The sequence below is a fragment of the Weizmannia sp. CD-2023 genome, from assembly GCF_036225245.1.
GTDB classification, from domain to species: domain Bacteria; phylum Bacillota; class Bacilli; order Bacillales; family Bacillaceae_C; genus Weizmannia; species Weizmannia faecalis.
On the sequence record NZ_JARTJQ010000083.1, the window covers coordinates 1 to 16511 of the forward strand.

The window sequence follows — 16511 nt, forward strand, 5'->3', positions numbered from 1 at the left end:
GCCTTTTCCTTGCTTCCGTGACGCGGGTTCGGATCTGTTCTGAAGTTTCGTTTATTTTCCCGGACTCTTCCAGTAACGGTACTGTCCCGACTGGCAAAAATATGTCAAAGCGGTCTAACAGCGGTCCGGAAATCCGGTTTTGATAAGCTTGAATTTGTTTTGGCGTGCATGTGCAATACGCATGGGGCGACCCGAGATAACCGCATGGGCACAAGTTCATGGCCGCAAGCATAATAAACCGGGCAGGGTAAGTCACCGTGGAAGCGGCTCTGCTAATGGTTACTTTCCCATTTTCAAGCGGCTGCCTGAGCATATCAAGCGTTCTTTTTGGAAACTCGGCCATTTCATCGAGAAACAGCACCCCGTGATGGGCTAATGAAATTTCACCCGGATGCGGCCGGGAACCCCCACCGACGAGTGAAACTGCAGATGAAGCGTGATGCGGCGCGCGAAACGGCGGTTTCCGGTGAAATCCCCTTTTCACGTTTGCAAGCTGATAGAGTCCCGCCACTTCAAAAGAAGACGTTTCCGAAAGCGGCGGCAAAATCGAAGGAAAAGCCTCAGCCAGCATACTTTTTCCGCTTCCGGGCGGGCCGTACATTAAAACATTGTGGCTTCCGGCGGCGGCAATCTCCAGTACTTTTTTCGCATGCCGGTGCCCAAGAATCATGCTGAAATCTGCTTCGAATGAATACTCATCTGGTTGCAGCTGCCTCTTTTTCCGGACAGGCGGCAGCTTCTTTCCGGACAATGAATCGAGTACGTCCTTTAAATGCTGGACAAATATAATATCCATCCCGTCCATTTGTGAAAAGGGAAGTTCCGCAGAGGCTGGCAAATACAATCTTTTCATGCCTAATCCCCTTGCTGCCATCACATACGGAAGCATCCCAGCCACTGCCTGAACAGACCCGTCCAGTGAGAGCGCGCCCAAAAAGGCAGTATGATCAGGAATTCTGGCATGAAAAAAGTGGTTTTCTGCCATCAGCCCGATTGCAATGGGCAGATCAAGTGCAGGACTGTTTTTCCGCTCGTCTGCCGGGGAAAGATTGACAATCGTTTTGCTTTGGAACAGCATACATCCAATCGATGAACATGCACCCCGTATTCGTTCCTTAGATTCTTTCACCGAAGCATCCGGCAACCCGACAATGGTGATCCCGGACCCGCACCCCAACATCATCTGCACTTCGGCATGAACACAATATCCTTCTATTCCCTTTAGGCCAATGCTGCTTATGATGGTTGCCATATTTTCGCACCCCTTCACCCGAACTTACATTCTATAAACAGAATAAAAGATCGTACGTTCGTTGTCAATCTATTTTTCAAAAAAACTGAAAGGAAATTTGCACATTCCCGTCGAATACTTTAGAAATCCATTCCGGAAAGGAGAATAAAAATGAGTACAGCAATTGTTGAAACCGTTTTCGGAAAGGCCCGGGGATACGAGGAAAAAGGTGTGCAAATCTGGAAAGGGATTCCCTATGCAAAACCGCCAATCGGACCTTTGCGTTTCCGCCCGCCGGAACTGCCCGAACCCTGGGCAGGCGTAAAAGATTGCACGCAGTTCGGGCCAATTGCATGGCAGCCGCCGGTTGAACTGATGGATTTTCTCGGGAATCCGGCTGAAAATATGGACGAAGACTGCCTGAATCTTAATATTTGGACGCCTGGAGCAGACGGGGAGAGGCGTCCTGTTATGGTATGGATCCACGGCGGCGCGTTTGCTAACGGGGCAGGTTCAGCGCCTTCTTATGACGGCTCTGCTTTTGCCAAAAACGGGGATGTTGTTGTGGTCACGATCAATTACCGGCTCGGGGCGCTCGGTTTTCTGTATCTTGGCGAAATGGGCGGAGAGTATGAGGCCTCCGGAAATTGCGGGATCCTCGATCAGATCGCAGCTTTAAAATGGGTAAAAGAAAATATTGCTGCTTTCGGCGGGGATCCGGACTGCGTGACCATTTTCGGCGAATCTGCAGGTGCCATGAGTGTTGCGGCATTGCTTTCTTCCCCTGCCGCAAGCGGGTTGTTTCATAAGGCCATTCTCGAAAGCGGGGCGGCCAATTTTACCGCTACACCTGAACGGGCAGCCAAAAATGCACGACGCATACTGGAAACGCTTGGTCTGGAGAAAAAAGATGTTGCAAAACTGGCAGAGGTGCCGGCAAAAAATCTAGCAGAGGCTGTGAATTCGCTCCCTTTCATGAGCCTACTTCCGGTTACAGATGGCATTGTGCTGCCGGAACATCCGGAAAGGGCTCTTGAAAATGCGGCAAAGGACATTCCGGTTTTAATCGGAACAAATAAGGACGAATACCGGCTGTTCACTGTTTTCGATCCGGTGTGGAAAAGGCAGGACCCTAAAGAGATGCAGGACGTTTTCCAAAAAACATTTGCAAAGTATTGGGACGCCCTTTCCGCAAAAATTACAGATCCAAGTGCATTTACCCAGGAATTATACGACCGGATCATGACATACTTTGTATTTACCGGTCCTGCCTTAAAATTGGCAGATACCCGCGCACAAACCGGGGAAAAGGTGTGGATGTACCAGTTTGACTGGGAAAGCCCCGTTTATAACGGGACGCTTAAAGCCTGCCATGCCCTGGAAATTCCATTTGTGTGGCATACGCTGGAACAACCCGGCACGGAAAACTTAACGGGAAATGCACCCGGCCGGCATGCGCTTGCAGACCAGATGCATCAGGCGTGGATTGCTTTTGCCCAAAATGGCGATCCGAATTGCAGCCTGCTCCCCGAATGGCCGCCATATAACACAAGGCAGCGGCCCGCGATGATTTTTGGCCAGGATTGCAGAGTAGAAAAGGATCCGCACCAAGCCGAGCGGGCATTGTGGGGCGGCCTGGGGGAATGAGAAGCCGCGGCAAAAGGCAAATGAAATCAATCAACATACCGCCGATATCGATCTGCACCAGGCAGGGCGGGAACAGAAGGACAGAAATTATTCTTTCGCATGCCACGCCTCTTTTTTTTCGGCTTGGCTTAAAATAAGAGCGCGGCTGTTTGCCACGCTCTTATTTTATTTCGCTAGCTTGCGAATCTGTTCATTTACATTTTCATAACACAGGCCGCCGTGGTAGCAGATGACGGATTCAATATCAAAATCAAGCAGCTTTTTCAATGAAGCCATTGCGGTTCCCATATCAGGCGTGACTTGCTGTCTGGGGCCATGCAGTTTGCCGTTGTCTGCAACCATCGCATCCGCAGCGATCAATGTTTTGCTCTTTTTAAGATACAGGCAGCAATGGCCAGGCGTATGCCCCGGTGTAAAAATCACCTCTATTCCGCCGCCAAAAGGCAGAACTTCTCCATCCCCGATCACTTTGTCCACTTTCGCTTTCGGCGGATTCAAATACATCTGTTTCATTTCTTCCGGCATCGATTCCCATCTTGCCGGATCGATCTTTTCCGGATCCGCTTTGATCAGAAGCCTCTCCCCTTCGATATATGGCTTGTCCAGCCCGTGTGCGTACACCGTAATGGAATGGCCGGACTCTGCCAATATTTCCGGCACGCTGCCAATATGATCCATATCCTGGTGCGTCAGAATAACTGCGTCCAATTTTTCAAACGGCACGCCCGCCTTCTCCATTTCTGCATGGATCAAATCAAGCGAACCCGGCATGCCGGCATCTACCAAAACCGCTTTCTGTTCATCCCAGATCAAAGTGGGGTGAATGATAAAATGGTTCAGGTTGATTTCCAGCATCGCAACGCCCTCGGCAATTTTTTTCAATTGAATCCCTCCCATCTGCATTGTCTTTTCCATTTTATCACAAAAAACAGACAGCCCTATTCTGCTGCCTTTCGCTATTCCTTCCGAAGCTGGAGCTTATGGCGCTGGTGCGCGCCATCGCTGCACCAATAAGAAAAAGGAGGACTCCTGGCACGAGAACGTTAAAAACATGGGTGGCCGTATTAGGCAGCACCGTACTAAATCCGTTTCTCGGTGAAGAACTCCCGGCCACGCCGGCAACGCCAACTTTATAAAACCACAATTGGAAACGGCATGTTAACCTTTTGCATCTCGATAGTTCTTGATAACGAATTACAATGGGCATTGCATCAACTGTCTCTCAAAATAAATGCAGCTGAAAGCGACGCCATTTTTTCGTAATAACGAACAAAATACTTTCTTTTTCGCAACATTCCTTTGTTTTCCTTGCTTTTTAAAAATATATTAAGAACAAATTGTTTTATATTACGAACAATTCGTTTTTCACTGAGGTGATTTATCCGAAAACAGCAAAAAGCCCTGTCTTTCAGAGATAGCCTTCTGAAAGACAGGGCGATATATTCACAATCCTTGAGCGCCTGCCAAAAGACCGGGGGTTGCCCTTCCGAAAAGCAGCCAGTATTTTACTTTAACAGCCCATACGCTTTTTTGTACACCGTATTTGCAATTTCTTTATGCCCTTTGTCATTGGCAAGCCAGCCATCGCTTTTGCCCGTGGCCGCTTTCTCTCCTTTCTGGCCGTGTGTATCGGAACGGTTCAGCCAGACAGATTCAATATTGGCAACAGGAACACCCTTTGCCTTCCCCACCTCTTCAATGGCGCGGTCATAAGTAAAAGACAACTGCCCGCTGTTCCAGGTGGTGAGCAAAATGATTTTTGTTTTCTTGCCGGTACTCTTTCTGATTTCATCCACAAAATGTTCGAGATCTTTCTTAAATTGGCCGGCAGAAACGTAAGTGTTTTTGGCATTCCAGTTCAGATCAAACGTACCGAACTCAATCGTCACAAGATCAGGATGATTGAAAATAATATGGGGAAGACTGTCTGCCCCATGTTCCTTCAGGCCGGCCCCGCTCTTGCCGTAGCCATTGATGGTCTTCACTTCATATCCAAGGCCTTGGTGAATGCGCGCAGCCAACAAAGCGGCATACGTTTTGCTTTTTTTCGTTGCAAAATCCCCTGCTGTCAGGCTGGAGCCGACCGGCAAATACACCAGTTCTTTCCCTTTATGTTTTTCGTAAATCTGTTTTGCCGCGCTTTCCTTTGCTGCCTTTGCCTCCAGGCTGCGCTTCTTTTCTTTTGCCAAGTCTTTTTTATATTGCTGCTGTGCTTTTTCAATCGTTTTTCCGGTGTTCGCCTGATAATACCAGTTACCGGTTCCCAGCACACCAGCCGTAATGAAAAACAATAAAACTACGAGCCATCCTTTTTTTCCCAAACTGCCGTCCTCCTGAATGGTTTCTGAGACTATTATACAAGATTTGCCTGTAAGAGGGAAAAAGGATAGGATGTGGTTGGGTATCCAAAAAAACTTGCTTTGCCGTATCCCATTACACCATGGATGCCTTTATTAAAAAAGCCCGCGGATTTTTGGCAAAAAGTGAAAGTTTCCGATAGGTTAGGCGGGGAAAAACAATAACAAGGGCGGAGCATACCAAAAAGAAAATTCTGCCTGTATCGTGCAGATGAACGAGAAGCCGGGAAATCATGAAACCTGATTAAAAGAGGAGGGGAAACAACCATGAAACGATTGCTTCCATTTATGTCAGCTTCAGACGGCAAAGATGCAGGGGGCACGGCAGCAAACGATAACGTTTCTGCATTTTATTTTGAGGAGAACGGCGGGATTCCGAATAATCCGTTTCTCCCTGTGCTCATTTACCACGGTGTTTTTAAAGGACGGACAGACGAAATTGAGAAAGTGTTTCAAAAAAATAATTGGGGAAACAACTGGGTATGGACCATTTTCCCTTACCATCATTTCCACAGCAATTCCCATGAAGTGATTGCGGTACGGAGCGGCCATGCCAAAGTGCAGCTTGGCGGCCCTCAAGGTAAAATTTTTACAATTTCTGAAGGTGATTGTGTGCTGTTGCCGGCCGGAACCGGGCATAAACGGATTGAGTCAGGAGGCGGGTTCGCGGTGACAGGGGGTTATCCGGGCGGGCAGGATTATGATACCCAAATGAGGGCAGATGAAACCTTGCGCGAAAATATCCGCAAAACCGGCATGCCGGAAACCGATCCCGTGTTTGGAAAAAACGGGCCGCTTTTTTCCTATTGGACCCCTGAACCGGGCGGCAAAGCAGGATGAGCGGCAGTTCGCGGGCAGAAACGGCCGCCAGGGCAGGCTGGTTCCAGCGCAAAAGATGAAATTTCTTTCTAGTTTGCATTCCATATTGCATAAAATGAAACCCAACTTGAAAGACTAGCCTTGTATTCTTTACAGAAATGGGTGTGAATCATGAAGGAAATTTTGGAACAAGTGAAGGAAAAGCTCGAAAACGCTTATAATCATCCCGATTCAGCAGATTTAGATGCCTGCATCCGGCAGCTTCAGGATGCCCGCCAGCAGTACGGGGACAAAGGGACGATGATTGAAGATGCCATTACGGCGATCGAACAGGCGAAGCATTCGATCCCGGAACACCGCCATGCAGGTACTGATTCGGCGGCAGGCGCATTCGGCCAGGCATACAACGCCCTTGAGCATGCCATTGAGTCTTTCTCTGGAACGGAAAATAATGATCCATTTTAAAAGGCAGATTTTTAAAAACAGCATCGTGCTCCATTCAAACCTTGGATTTTCCAAGGTTTTTCTGTTATTCCATCCATGTAGCGCGAACCGGGCAACGATTTTGGCCAAGGAAGCCAATACTCTCCAAATGATTTCCGCAATCGCGGTTTCAGCAATTTCTCCCATGCATCCCTTAAAAAAAGCCCAACCGCGCCTTCCCTGCTTTTTCAATTCCGGAACCTCCCATTTCCAAATCCTGCTGCTGCAAAAATAACCGCAATCAGGGTATAGATATATTACGAAACACAGCAAAAAAACTTCAAGGAGGGCATACATTGGACCAATCTTATGTACAACAAGGCAACGGCAGTATGGATGCCAGTATGGAAAAACCATTATCACTGAAAAAACTGGCAGACCAGGTCATCGTGATCACCGGCGCTTCGAGCGGGATCGGGCTTGCCACCGCAAGAATGGCTGCAGCCCGCGGCGCACGGCTTGTACTCGCGGCAAGGAATGAGCACGCGTTGAAAATTCTTGCCAATGAGTTAAAAAATAATGGCAGTTCCGCCATCTGGGTGCGGGCGGATGTCGGCCGCGAAGAAGATGTGAAGCATATTGCGGCAACCGCCATTAAAACGTTCGGCGGCTTTGACACCTGGGTGAACAATGCCGGCGTTTCAATTTTTGGCGAAGCGATGGACGTCAGCATTGAAGACATGAAACGCATGTATGACACGAATTTCTGGGGCGCCGTATACGGGACAAGGTTAGCCGTCCAGCATTACAAAAGCCGCGGCGTGCCCGGCGCTGTGATCAATATCGGCAGCCTGTTCGGCGACCGCGGAACCGTCATCCAGTCCACCTATGCTTCCTCTAAATTTGCGTTGCACGGTTTTACGGAAAGCATCCGGATGGAACTTGAAAAAGAGCATGCGCCCGTTTCGATTACGCTCGTTCACCCCGGCCGGATCGATACGCCGTATAATGAGCATGCGCGCAGCTACCTTAAGAAACAACCGGCGCATTATATGTCCATGATTTACCCGCCTCAAGCCGTCGCGGAAGCCATCCTGTTTGCAGCCGAGCACCCGAAGCGGGATATGTATGTCGGATCGCAGGCAAAAATGGTCGCAGTCTTAGGCCGCTTCTTGCCACGGTTCATGGATAAATTAATGGAGCTGACCATGTACCGGACGCAGCACAGCGACCGGCCGTCAAAGTCGAAAGCGGACAGCGCCCTCTACCATCCGGGTTACGGCCTGCATGAACGGGGCACGAATAAAGGCTGGATGCGCAGAAACAGTTATTATGTCAAGATGAGCAAATATCCGCTTGCATCAGCCGCCATAGCTGCATTTGTCGGGGCAGCGCTCTGGGCTGCCGTTTCACCCAGGCAAAAAGATTAAGGGGCAAGCCACCTTGACCGCAGGGTGGCTTGTTATGGTTGGCGTTCCGCTGTTTTTTTACTGATGGCCGCCAGTTTTCACTGATTCTGGTCACTCGATAGGTTATGTTTACATAACCCCAATTTTGAGAGTGTTTTTTTCCACGTCCTCTCTTTTCCCTGGCTTTAACTGCTCTCCCGGTTTTTCCCAACTTCCCGGGTTTCCCATGGCGTTTCGTTGATACCAGGCTTGCATCCCTTCTTGCATCGACAAAAAAGGAAGGCGCCGCCTCCCTTATGATTCCGCCATCTTGATGATCCGCGCCGGGTTTCCGCCGACGACTGCATTGTCGGGCACATCTTTGACCACGACGGCTCCGGAAGCGATCACCGCGTTGTTGCCGATCGTAACGCCCGGGTTAATCACCGCGCGTCCGCCGATCCAGACGTTATCGCCAATTTTCACCGGTTTGGTCAACTCCAGGCCGGACACGCGCGTTTTTGCATCAAGCGGATGTGTTGCCGTATAAATATGGACACCCGGCGCCAGCATGCAGTTTTTCCCGATTTCAACCGGTCCCCCGTCGAGAATGACACAATCGAAATTCGCATAAAAATTCTCCCCGACATGAATGTTAAACCCGTAATCGCAGCGGAAATCCGATTCGATAAAAAGGTGTTCCCCCGTCGAACCGAATAATTTTTTCAATAATGCTGTCCGGGTTTCCAAATCGGTTTCATCTGTTTCATTGAACGTACGGATGAGGCGCCTGGCCTTCAATCTCGCCTGCGTGAGTTCCCGGTCTCCCGCGTTATACAACTTCCCGGCGATCATTTTTTCTTTTTCTGTGCTCATGGGCCAGCCTCCGTTTATTCCTGTTTTTTCTTCGGTACATACTCAAAAATTTTTCCACTCTCAAAAAAATCGACAAGCCGCGAAAGCCAATCATAATATTCCGCGAGATTGAAAAGCTCATTTAAAAAATGATTCAGCTGCTTCTCCATTTCCGGCGGCAGCTCTTCATTGTCCTTCAGTTCTGCCAACTCACGCGCAAATTTTTTTTCGAAGAATTTGTTGCGGTGAATGATTTTCCGCAAATTGGACGTAAAAATGGCAACAAAAGTGTCGTAAAAATCGAGGCCGACATTGTAAAGATCTTTCCGGACCCCTTTTTCAAACACTTTTTCCGCGATATTCATATCGACCATTTCGCGGACTACCTGGCTCATTCTTGTCTTGCTCATGCCTGTTGCCTGGGACAATTCATCGAGCGTCATCGGCCGGTGATTTATGTAGATAATGCCGAGGACACGCCCGACGGTTAGCGGGATGCCGAAAGCACGAATATGGTCCGCAATTTTTTCAATATATTGTTCTTTCGCCCGGACAACTTTGTCCAACGTTTTTTCTTCCATTCCAGAAATGCTCCTTTTGGCCGCTTTGCCGAAGTACTGTAAAAAATGATGAACCAATTGCCTTCAATTACAATATATATCATCTATATAATAAGTACAATACGTAAACTTTTCATTTTACAAATTTTACGGTATACTTATATTGTAACCAATCTCTACCCAAAACAAACTGGAGGTGCGAAAATTGTTAAAGTTTGACCACGTCTCGAAAATTTATAAGGGCGGCAAACGCGCCGTGGACGATTTGAATCTCGAATTTGCGTCCGGCCGTTTTATCGTTTTTATCGGCCCGAGCGGCTGCGGTAAAACGACCACGATGAAAATGATCAACAGGCTGATTGAACCGACAGAAGGCACCATTTATATCAATGGCAAAAACATCAAAGATACGGACCCCGTTAAACTGAGAAGAGAAATCGGGTACGTGATTCAACAAATTGGTTTATTTCCCCATATGACAATCCAGCAAAACATCTCTCTTGTCCCGCGATTACTAAAATGGCCTGAAGAAAAACAACGGGAGCGGGCCAAAGAACTGCTCCAGCTCGTCGATATGCCAGAAGAATTTTTGGACCGTTACCCGCATGAACTGAGCGGCGGCCAGCAGCAGCGCATCGGCGTTTTGCGGGCACTGGCGGCAGACCAACCGCTCATTTTAATGGATGAACCGTTTGGCGCGCTTGACCCGATTACCCGCGACAGCCTGCAGGACGAATTGAAAAAGCTGCAAAAGGAACTTGGCAAAACCATCGTATTTGTTACCCACGACATGGATGAAGCGATTAAACTCGCCGACCAGATTGTCATCATGCGCGACGGCAAACTGGTCCAAACCGGCACGCCGGATGAAATTCTCCGCGAACCGGCCAACGAATTTGTGGAAACGTTTATCGGCAAAGAACGGCTGCTTCAGGCCCGGCCGAATATCCAGACCGTTGAACAAATCATGAGCCCGAAAGCCGTTACAGTCACAGTCGATAAAACATTAACAGAAGCCATCCAAATCATGAAAGAACAGCGGGTTGACTCCCTACTTGTCGTAGACAGCCGGAAAGTGCTCCTCGGCTATATCGATGTCGAAATCATCGATCGAAACCGCAGGAAACCGGTTCTTGTCAAAGACGTGGTGGAAACGAATTTAATCGCAGTGGAAAAAGACACCCTCGTCCGCGATACAGTCCGGAAAATTTTAAAACGAGGCATTAAATACGTGCCTGTTGTCGACCATGAACACCGGCTTGTTGGCATTGTCACGAGAGCAAGCCTTGTCGATATCGTTTACGACTCCATCTGGGGCGAAGAGGAACCCGTATCTGAAATCATCAGTTAGGAGGAAAAATCATGGAAGCCTTCATGCAGTTTATGGAAGCCAATTGGAGCGAACTGTTGTTCAAAACATGGCAGCATTTCTATATCTCCATCACGGCTGTCATCTTAGGCATCGTTGTCGCTGTTCCGCTTGGCATCTGGTTGACAAAATACCGGCGGGCAGCAAATATTGTGATGGGCATTGCGGGCGTTATCCAAACTTTCCCAAGCCTTGCCATTTTAGCCTTCTTCATTCCGATTTTCGGTATTGGAAAGCTTCCCGCCATTGCGGCGTTGTTTTTCTATTCGGTCCTGCCTATCTTGCGGAACACGTACACCGGCGTAAAGGGGATCGACCCGAAACTGGTGGAAGCAGGGCGCGGGATGGGGATGACCGGATGGGAAAGAGTGATCCATTTGGAACTTCCCCTTGCCATCCCTGTGATCATGGCCGGTATCCGCCTTTCCACTGTTTATTTAATTGGCTGGGCAACCCTTGCCTCTTTTATCGGCGCAGGCGGCCTCGGAGACTATATTTTCAGCGGCCTTAATTTGTACCAGCCGGAAATGATCGCGGCCGGCGCAGTACCGGTAACCATTTTGGCGCTTATCGTGGACTACCTGTTTGGAAAGCTTGAAACGATTGCTACTCCAAAAGGCATCCGGAAACAAAAACAGGCCGCTTAGAAAGGATGACGGCACATGAAAAAATTAGCAGCCCTCTTGCTTGTTTTCTGCTTAAGCATCTTTGCGGGCGGCTGTACGCTGCCAGGCCTAAGTGCCGCAGACAGCCAGTCCGTAAAAATCGGCATGACCAACTCAACGGAAACACAAATTATCGGTTATATGGAAAAAGATATGATCGAACATTATACCAATATAAAAGTCGATATGGTCAACAATCTTGGTTCCTCGATTGTGCTCCATAAAGCGATGACAAGCGGGCAGATCAATATTTCCGCTGTCCGCTACACCGGGACGGATCTAGCAGGCGCACTCGGCATGGAACCGGTGACCGACCCGGAAAAAGCGTTAAAAATTGTCAAACAACAGTTTGAAAAACGGTTCCACCAAACATGGTTCGACTCTTTCGGATTTGCCAACACCTATGCCTTTACTGTTACCAAATCCTTAGCAGACAAAGACCACTTGACAAAAGTTTCCCAATTAAAACCAGTGGCAAAAGATTTGCGGCTTGGCGTGGATAACTCCTGGCTGAAACGGAAAGGCGACGGTTACGACGGTTTTGTGAAAACGTACGGATTTACATTTGGAAAAACGTACCCGATGGAACTCGGGCTTGTTTATAAAGCCGTCAAAAGCGGAAAGGCGGATGTTGTGCTTGCCTATTCAACCGACGGAAGAATCAATGCATACAACCTCGTTATGCTGAAAGACGACAAACACTTTTTCCCGCCGTATGACGCCTCCCCTGTCGTACGCGACGACACGTTAAAACAACATCCTGAACTCAGGAAAGTTTTACAAAAGCTTGTTGGAAAAATTGATACGAAAACAATGCAGCAGTTGAATTATGAAAGTGACGTCGAAATGAAAGAACCGTCGACGGTGGCAAAAGAATTTCTAGAAAAACATCATTACTTTGAATAGGAGGGGTGATCATGGAAACGATCAGGAGCGTACTTCATTATTACGGGGAAAACGGCAACTATGTATGGGTACAATTTTACCGCCATTTCCTGATGTCGGCATATGGTGTTCTGTTTGCAGCGGTCGTCGCGATTCCGCTCGGGATTTTCATGGCCCGCCGCCGCAAGCTAAGCGCCTGGATTCTCACACTTGCCAATATCATCCAAACGGTCCCGTCGTTGGCGATGCTGTCCATGTTGATGCTCGTTATGGGACTCGGCACCAATACGGTCGTGCTTGCCCTGTTTCTTTACTCGCTTTTGCCGGTTTTAAAAAATACGTATACCGGCATCCTCAGCGTCGATCAATTTTTGCTTGAGTCCGGCAAGGCAATGGGGATGACAAAGTTCCAGATCATGCGGATGGTGGAACTTCCACTTGCATTGTCTGTCATTATGGCCGGCCTCAGGACCGCACTCGTCGTTGCGATCGGAATTGCAGCCATGGGCACATTTGTCGGCGCAGGCGGACTCGGAGATATCATCGTCCGCGGAACCAGCGTCTCAAATGGCACATCGATTATTTTAGCCGGTGCCATTCCGACTGCCTTGATGGCTGTCGTTGCCGACTTTATCATGGGCTGGATTGAACGCCGCCTTTCTCCGGTAAAAAAGAAAACACGCAAACAGACTGTAGAACAGGCAGCATAAAAGGATACCCCGCGTGACGCGGGGTATCCTTTTTGATGTGGTATCGCCGGGACTGTGGAATCAATGGTTCGCCTGAGATTTCAGCGTTTTTGCCGGAAATCGCAAAATACGTCTCGAAAATGATGGCCTTCTCCGGTGACTTTGCAGTTCGTCCAACTGAAAAGGCCGGAGTGGTTTCCCCTGAATACCGTTTTTCCAAGAAAGCAACTGAAAAGTGAGCATTTCCTGATCTCCAGCAAGTCCGAAAGACAGACTTTCCCCTTCGTGCTACCCTATTTTTCAACCACCTGCAAAATTTTTACGTCCCGGGGTGAGAGCCGGACCGTTTCTGATTCAGTATGCCCGTTAATCAGTTCCGGGTACGTGCCACCTGCATTCACAAACTGAACCTGATCTGTGTGGTTAAGCAGGAACAAGTATTTTTCATTTCCATTTTTGCGCACTGCTACTTCCACGCCACGAGGAGCATCCAAAGCTGGTCGGACATCCGCTTCCTGTAAAATGTCTTTTAAAAGCGAAGACAAATATTGTTCATCCGGCTGTGTCCCGATATAATAAGCTTTTCCTTTTCCGCAATGATGCGCGGTGACAGCAGGCGACCCGGCCAAATAGCCGTCTTTGAACCAGGCCAAAGCTTCGGCGCCTTTCAAGTGGATCTTTTCCTCCCACACGCGGATAGCCGCATCGCCATACCCGGTCCGGATTTGATGTACTGCCCCCTTTTTCATCGGCGCAAACTCTTCAACATAAATGCCAAGAATATCCCGGTACGCGCCCGGATAGCCGCCAAGATACACACGGTCGTTTTCATCCGCAATTCCGCTGAAGAAATTGGTGGCAAAATAACCGCCGTTTTCGACATAGGCTTTTACTTTATCCGCAAATGTCTTTGTCACCCGGTAACTTGCCGGCGCGAAAACCACTTTATACCGGTCCATTGCCTCGTCCGGGTGAATAAAATCGACACCAATGTTTTGGGTATGAAGCACCCTATAAAACGGCAGAAGCTGTTTGATATAGGTTACAAGCGAAGAAGGTTTTGAATCGAGTTCCAACGCCCACCAGTTTTTCCAGTCAAAAACAATCGCAACATCGGATGCATATGCTGAACCCGTTACCTTTTCCAAATTTTTCAATTCATTGCCGAGTTGTACCACTTCCCGGAAATTCCGGCTTTCTTCATCCCCGGAATGCGGCACCATCCCGCTATGGAATTTCTCCGCACCGCCCTGGGATGCGCGCCATTGGAAAAACATGATGCCGTCCGCCCCGTGCGCAGCCGCTTCATAACTCCAAAGCCGCATCACACCCGGTGCTTTCACAGCGTTTTGCGCCCGCCAGTTCACCGCGCCGGCTGCCTGTTCCATTAGCAAAAACGGCTGTTTTTTCAAACTGCGCGTCAAATCATGGGCCATGAATTGCGCATACGGGATGTCCTCAAACGGATCCGGGTAGGCATCCCATGTCACAAGATCCATTTCTTTCGCCCAATGGAATCCGTCCACCGGTTTGTGCAGCCCCATTAAGTTTGTCATCACCGGCACATCCGGCGTATATGCTTTCAGGATATCGCGTTCCATTTTATAAAGCGCAAGCAGCGAATCATCCATAAAGGCTTTGTAATCGAGCTGTTGCATCGGATTGGCAAAAGTCGGCGTTTTCCCCGGTAGACAGATTTCTTCCCATTCATAATAACGCTGGCTCCAGAAGTCCGTTGACCAGCTTTTATTCAAGTTCTCGATCGTGCTGTATTTTTCTTTGAGCCATGTTTGAAAAGCCTTTTTGCAGTTGTCGCAGTAGCATTCGGCAATGTGGCAGCCATACTCATTGTTCACATGCCACATGACAAGCGCGGGATGGTTTTTGTACCGTTCCGCAATTTTGCGCACCAGTTTCGCCGCAAGCCGCGCGTAGTCTTTGCTGTTCGGGCAATAATGCTGGCGCGACCCCGGCAGAAAGCGCGCCCCGTCCTTGTCAACCGGAAGCGAATCGAGATATTTCCGCGACAGCCATGCCGGCGGGGCCGCAGTGGCAGTGGCCAGGTCCGCCCCGATGCCGTTTTCCGCAAGCATATCCATGATTTTATCGAGCGTTGAAAAATCATATGTTTCTTCATCCGGCTGCAGCCTTGCCCAGCTGAAAATGTTGATGCTTACATAATTGGCGCCGGCTTTTTTCATCAGCCGCATGTCTTCTTTCCACACAGATTCATCCCATTGTTCAGGGTTATAATCCCCGCCGTAATAAAATTTTTCTTGTTTTTTTAACATCACGCATTCCTCCAAGTTGTCCGTTATTTAAGTGCACTGCCACCCAATGCTTCCATCCTTCTTCCACTTTTGTGAAAACGGTATCATTCATAACCCCATCCTAGCACCGTTTTACGCAAAAATCAATAAAAATTTAAACATTTCAGCTGATTTTTTTACATAATTTTTACGTAAATATTTTGCGAGGGAAGCGTTTCATTTGCTGCTTTCTCTTATAACAAGTTTTGTCCCCAGTCTGACTTTTTTAGGGATTTCCCGACTGTTTATACGTTCTAGCAACAGTGTCACCCCTTCTTCGCCCAAAACTTCGGTATACACTTTTACGGTGCTCAAGGCGGGGACCGTATATTGGGACACACTTACGTCATTAAAGCCGATCAGACTCACTTGTTCCGGAACCCGGATGTTATTTTCATGAAGGGCCTTTAAACTGCCGATCGCCATCGGATCATTTGCAATAAAAAAAGCTGTCGGCAAATGATCCCCCAAGTTCCGAATGGCAGAAATCATTTGCTGGTAGCCGGCACGAACATCATATTTCCCTTTAAAATCGAAAACATCTTCTTTACGATAGAGCCCTAACTTTTGCATATATTTGGTATATTCAAGACTGCGCGGATCAATTCCGGAATTCGTTTCATCCTCAGCAAGCGACCCGATATATCCAATCCGCTGATGTCCCTGTTGAACGAAGTAATCAATGACATCTTTAACTGCCTGTTCAAAATCTATCATGACCTGATCAGCACTTCCCACCTCATAATAAGTATCCACAAAGCAAATCGGTTTATGAAAAGATTGAAGAACTTGAATCTGCTGTTCTGAGAATTTCCCAATGGCTAAAATTCCTTCCACATCATCCGGGATCTTTTCGTACTCGGCATAAATCCGAGAGATGATCAGGCCATGTTCCTGTGCGCATTTTTCGGCTCCTAAGCGAATGGACATATAGTAAATATCATTCAGTTCTTCTTCCTGCGAGCTCCATTGTACAATTGCTATTTTTTCCTTTCTCGCAGTTTTTTTGTTCATATGTTTTGTATAGTTCAGACTTTCGGCTGCTTCAAATATTTTTCGCTTTGTTTCATCAGATGCAACGACCTTATCGTCATAATTCAGGACTCTGGACACGGTTGCAATGGATACCCCCGCCATTTTAGCAATATCAGCCATTGTCGCCATAATAACCACCTTTTCCTTTACGAAAACTCTATGTAAATTTTTATTTATTTTTACGTAAAAATATTCCGCTTACGTTTATTGTAAACGGAACAATTAGATATAATCAAATTTTTTATAAAATATTTTTAAACTTATCTTATGAAAAAACAG

At 48.0% G+C, this 16511-nt stretch carries 16 protein-coding genes; 9 read left to right on the forward strand and 7 right to left on the reverse strand.

The genetic code is table 11. The features are described from left to right. A partial coding sequence (locus P9687_RS12360) for a YifB family Mg chelatase-like AAA ATPase (RefSeq protein ID WP_328228900.1) occupies positions 1 to 1252 on the reverse strand: 1252 nt, incomplete at its 3' end. Between the two features lie 150 nt (positions 1253 to 1402). On the opposite strand from P9687_RS12360, the gene P9687_RS12365 reads away from it, so the two are divergent. Then, a complete protein-coding gene (locus P9687_RS12365; RefSeq protein WP_328228507.1) occupies positions 1403 to 2878 on the forward strand; it encodes a carboxylesterase/lipase family protein in 1476 nt (491 codons plus the stop codon). 165 nt (positions 2879 to 3043) lie between these two features. On the opposite strand, the gene P9687_RS12370 is transcribed toward P9687_RS12365, so the two are convergent. Beyond that, positions 3044 to 3760 carry an MBL fold metallo-hydrolase gene (locus tag P9687_RS12370; protein WP_014096123.1) on the reverse strand — a complete coding sequence of 239 codons (717 nt, stop codon included), beginning with the start codon at positions 3758 to 3760 and terminating at the stop codon, positions 3044 to 3046. 623 nt (positions 3761 to 4383) lie between these two features. Beyond that, positions 4384 to 5199: an SGNH/GDSL hydrolase family protein gene (locus P9687_RS12375; protein ID WP_328220773.1), complete on the reverse strand. Its 816-nt coding sequence runs from the start codon at positions 5197 to 5199 to the stop codon at positions 4384 to 4386. 303 nt (positions 5200 to 5502) lie between these two features. On the opposite strand from P9687_RS12375, the gene P9687_RS12380 reads away from it, so the two are divergent. From P9687_RS12380 to P9687_RS12390, 3 genes are all read left to right on the forward strand, one after another. Then, positions 5503 to 6075: a cupin domain-containing protein gene (locus P9687_RS12380; RefSeq protein ID WP_035191170.1), complete on the forward strand. Its 573-nt coding sequence runs from the start codon at positions 5503 to 5505 to the stop codon at positions 6073 to 6075. A 150-nt stretch (positions 6076 to 6225) separates the two neighbouring features. Beyond that, positions 6226 to 6519 (forward strand): hypothetical protein, encoded by a 294-nt coding sequence (locus P9687_RS12385; protein WP_013858390.1) that lies wholly within the window; start codon positions 6226 to 6228, stop codon positions 6517 to 6519. 350 nt (positions 6520 to 6869) lie between these two features. Continuing rightward, on the forward strand, positions 6870 to 7907 hold the full coding sequence (locus P9687_RS12390) for an SDR family oxidoreductase (protein WP_043052588.1): 1038 nt from the start codon (positions 6870 to 6872) through the stop codon (positions 7905 to 7907). Between the two features lie 273 nt (positions 7908 to 8180). On the opposite strand, the gene P9687_RS12395 is transcribed toward P9687_RS12390, so the two are convergent. Together P9687_RS12395 and P9687_RS12400 are read right to left on the reverse strand one after the other, a co-directional pair. Then, positions 8181 to 8741 carry a maltose acetyltransferase domain-containing protein gene (locus P9687_RS12395; RefSeq protein ID WP_260832398.1) on the reverse strand — a complete coding sequence of 187 codons (561 nt, stop codon included), beginning with the start codon at positions 8739 to 8741 and terminating at the stop codon, positions 8181 to 8183. 14 nt (positions 8742 to 8755) lie between these two features. Further along, positions 8756 to 9301 (reverse strand): GbsR/MarR family transcriptional regulator, encoded by a 546-nt coding sequence (locus tag P9687_RS12400; RefSeq protein WP_260832397.1) that lies wholly within the window; start codon positions 9299 to 9301, stop codon positions 8756 to 8758. 184 nt (positions 9302 to 9485) lie between these two features. Between P9687_RS12400 and P9687_RS12405 the strand changes: the two genes are divergently transcribed. From P9687_RS12405 to P9687_RS12425, 5 genes are read left to right on the forward strand one after another with little or no spacing between them, the layout of a single operon-like run. Beyond that, complete coding sequence (locus tag P9687_RS12405; protein WP_014096130.1) at positions 9486 to 10631, forward strand: betaine/proline/choline family ABC transporter ATP-binding protein; 1146 nt, start codon at positions 9486 to 9488, stop codon at positions 10629 to 10631. 11 nt (positions 10632 to 10642) lie between these two features. Continuing rightward, positions 10643 to 11296, forward strand: a complete 654-nt coding sequence (locus P9687_RS12410; protein WP_014096131.1) for an ABC transporter permease — start codon at positions 10643 to 10645, stop codon at positions 11294 to 11296. Positions 11297 to 11311: 15 nt separating this feature from the next. Then, positions 11312 to 12220, forward strand: a complete 909-nt coding sequence (locus P9687_RS12415; RefSeq protein ID WP_014096132.1) for an osmoprotectant ABC transporter substrate-binding protein — start codon at positions 11312 to 11314, stop codon at positions 12218 to 12220. Positions 12221 to 12231: 11 nt separating this feature from the next. Further along, on the forward strand, positions 12232 to 12909 hold the full coding sequence (locus P9687_RS12420) for an ABC transporter permease (protein ID WP_035182477.1): 678 nt from the start codon (positions 12232 to 12234) through the stop codon (positions 12907 to 12909). 32 nt (positions 12910 to 12941) lie between these two features. Further along, positions 12942 to 13127 (forward strand): hypothetical protein, encoded by a 186-nt coding sequence (locus P9687_RS12425; protein WP_152598485.1) that lies wholly within the window; start codon positions 12942 to 12944, stop codon positions 13125 to 13127. Between the two features lie 54 nt (positions 13128 to 13181). Here the strand turns inward: P9687_RS12425 and P9687_RS12430 are convergent, their stop codons facing one another. After that, the gene (locus P9687_RS12430) at positions 13182 to 15179 is read right to left on the reverse strand and encodes a beta-galactosidase (protein ID WP_328228506.1); all 1998 of its coding nucleotides are present in this window, start codon (positions 15177 to 15179) and stop codon (positions 13182 to 13184) included. Between the two features lie 195 nt (positions 15180 to 15374). After that, the gene (locus tag P9687_RS12435; protein ID WP_328228505.1) at positions 15375 to 16361 is read right to left on the reverse strand and encodes a LacI family DNA-binding transcriptional regulator; all 987 of its coding nucleotides are present in this window, start codon (positions 16359 to 16361) and stop codon (positions 15375 to 15377) included. Positions 16362 to 16511: the final 150 nt, after the last annotated feature.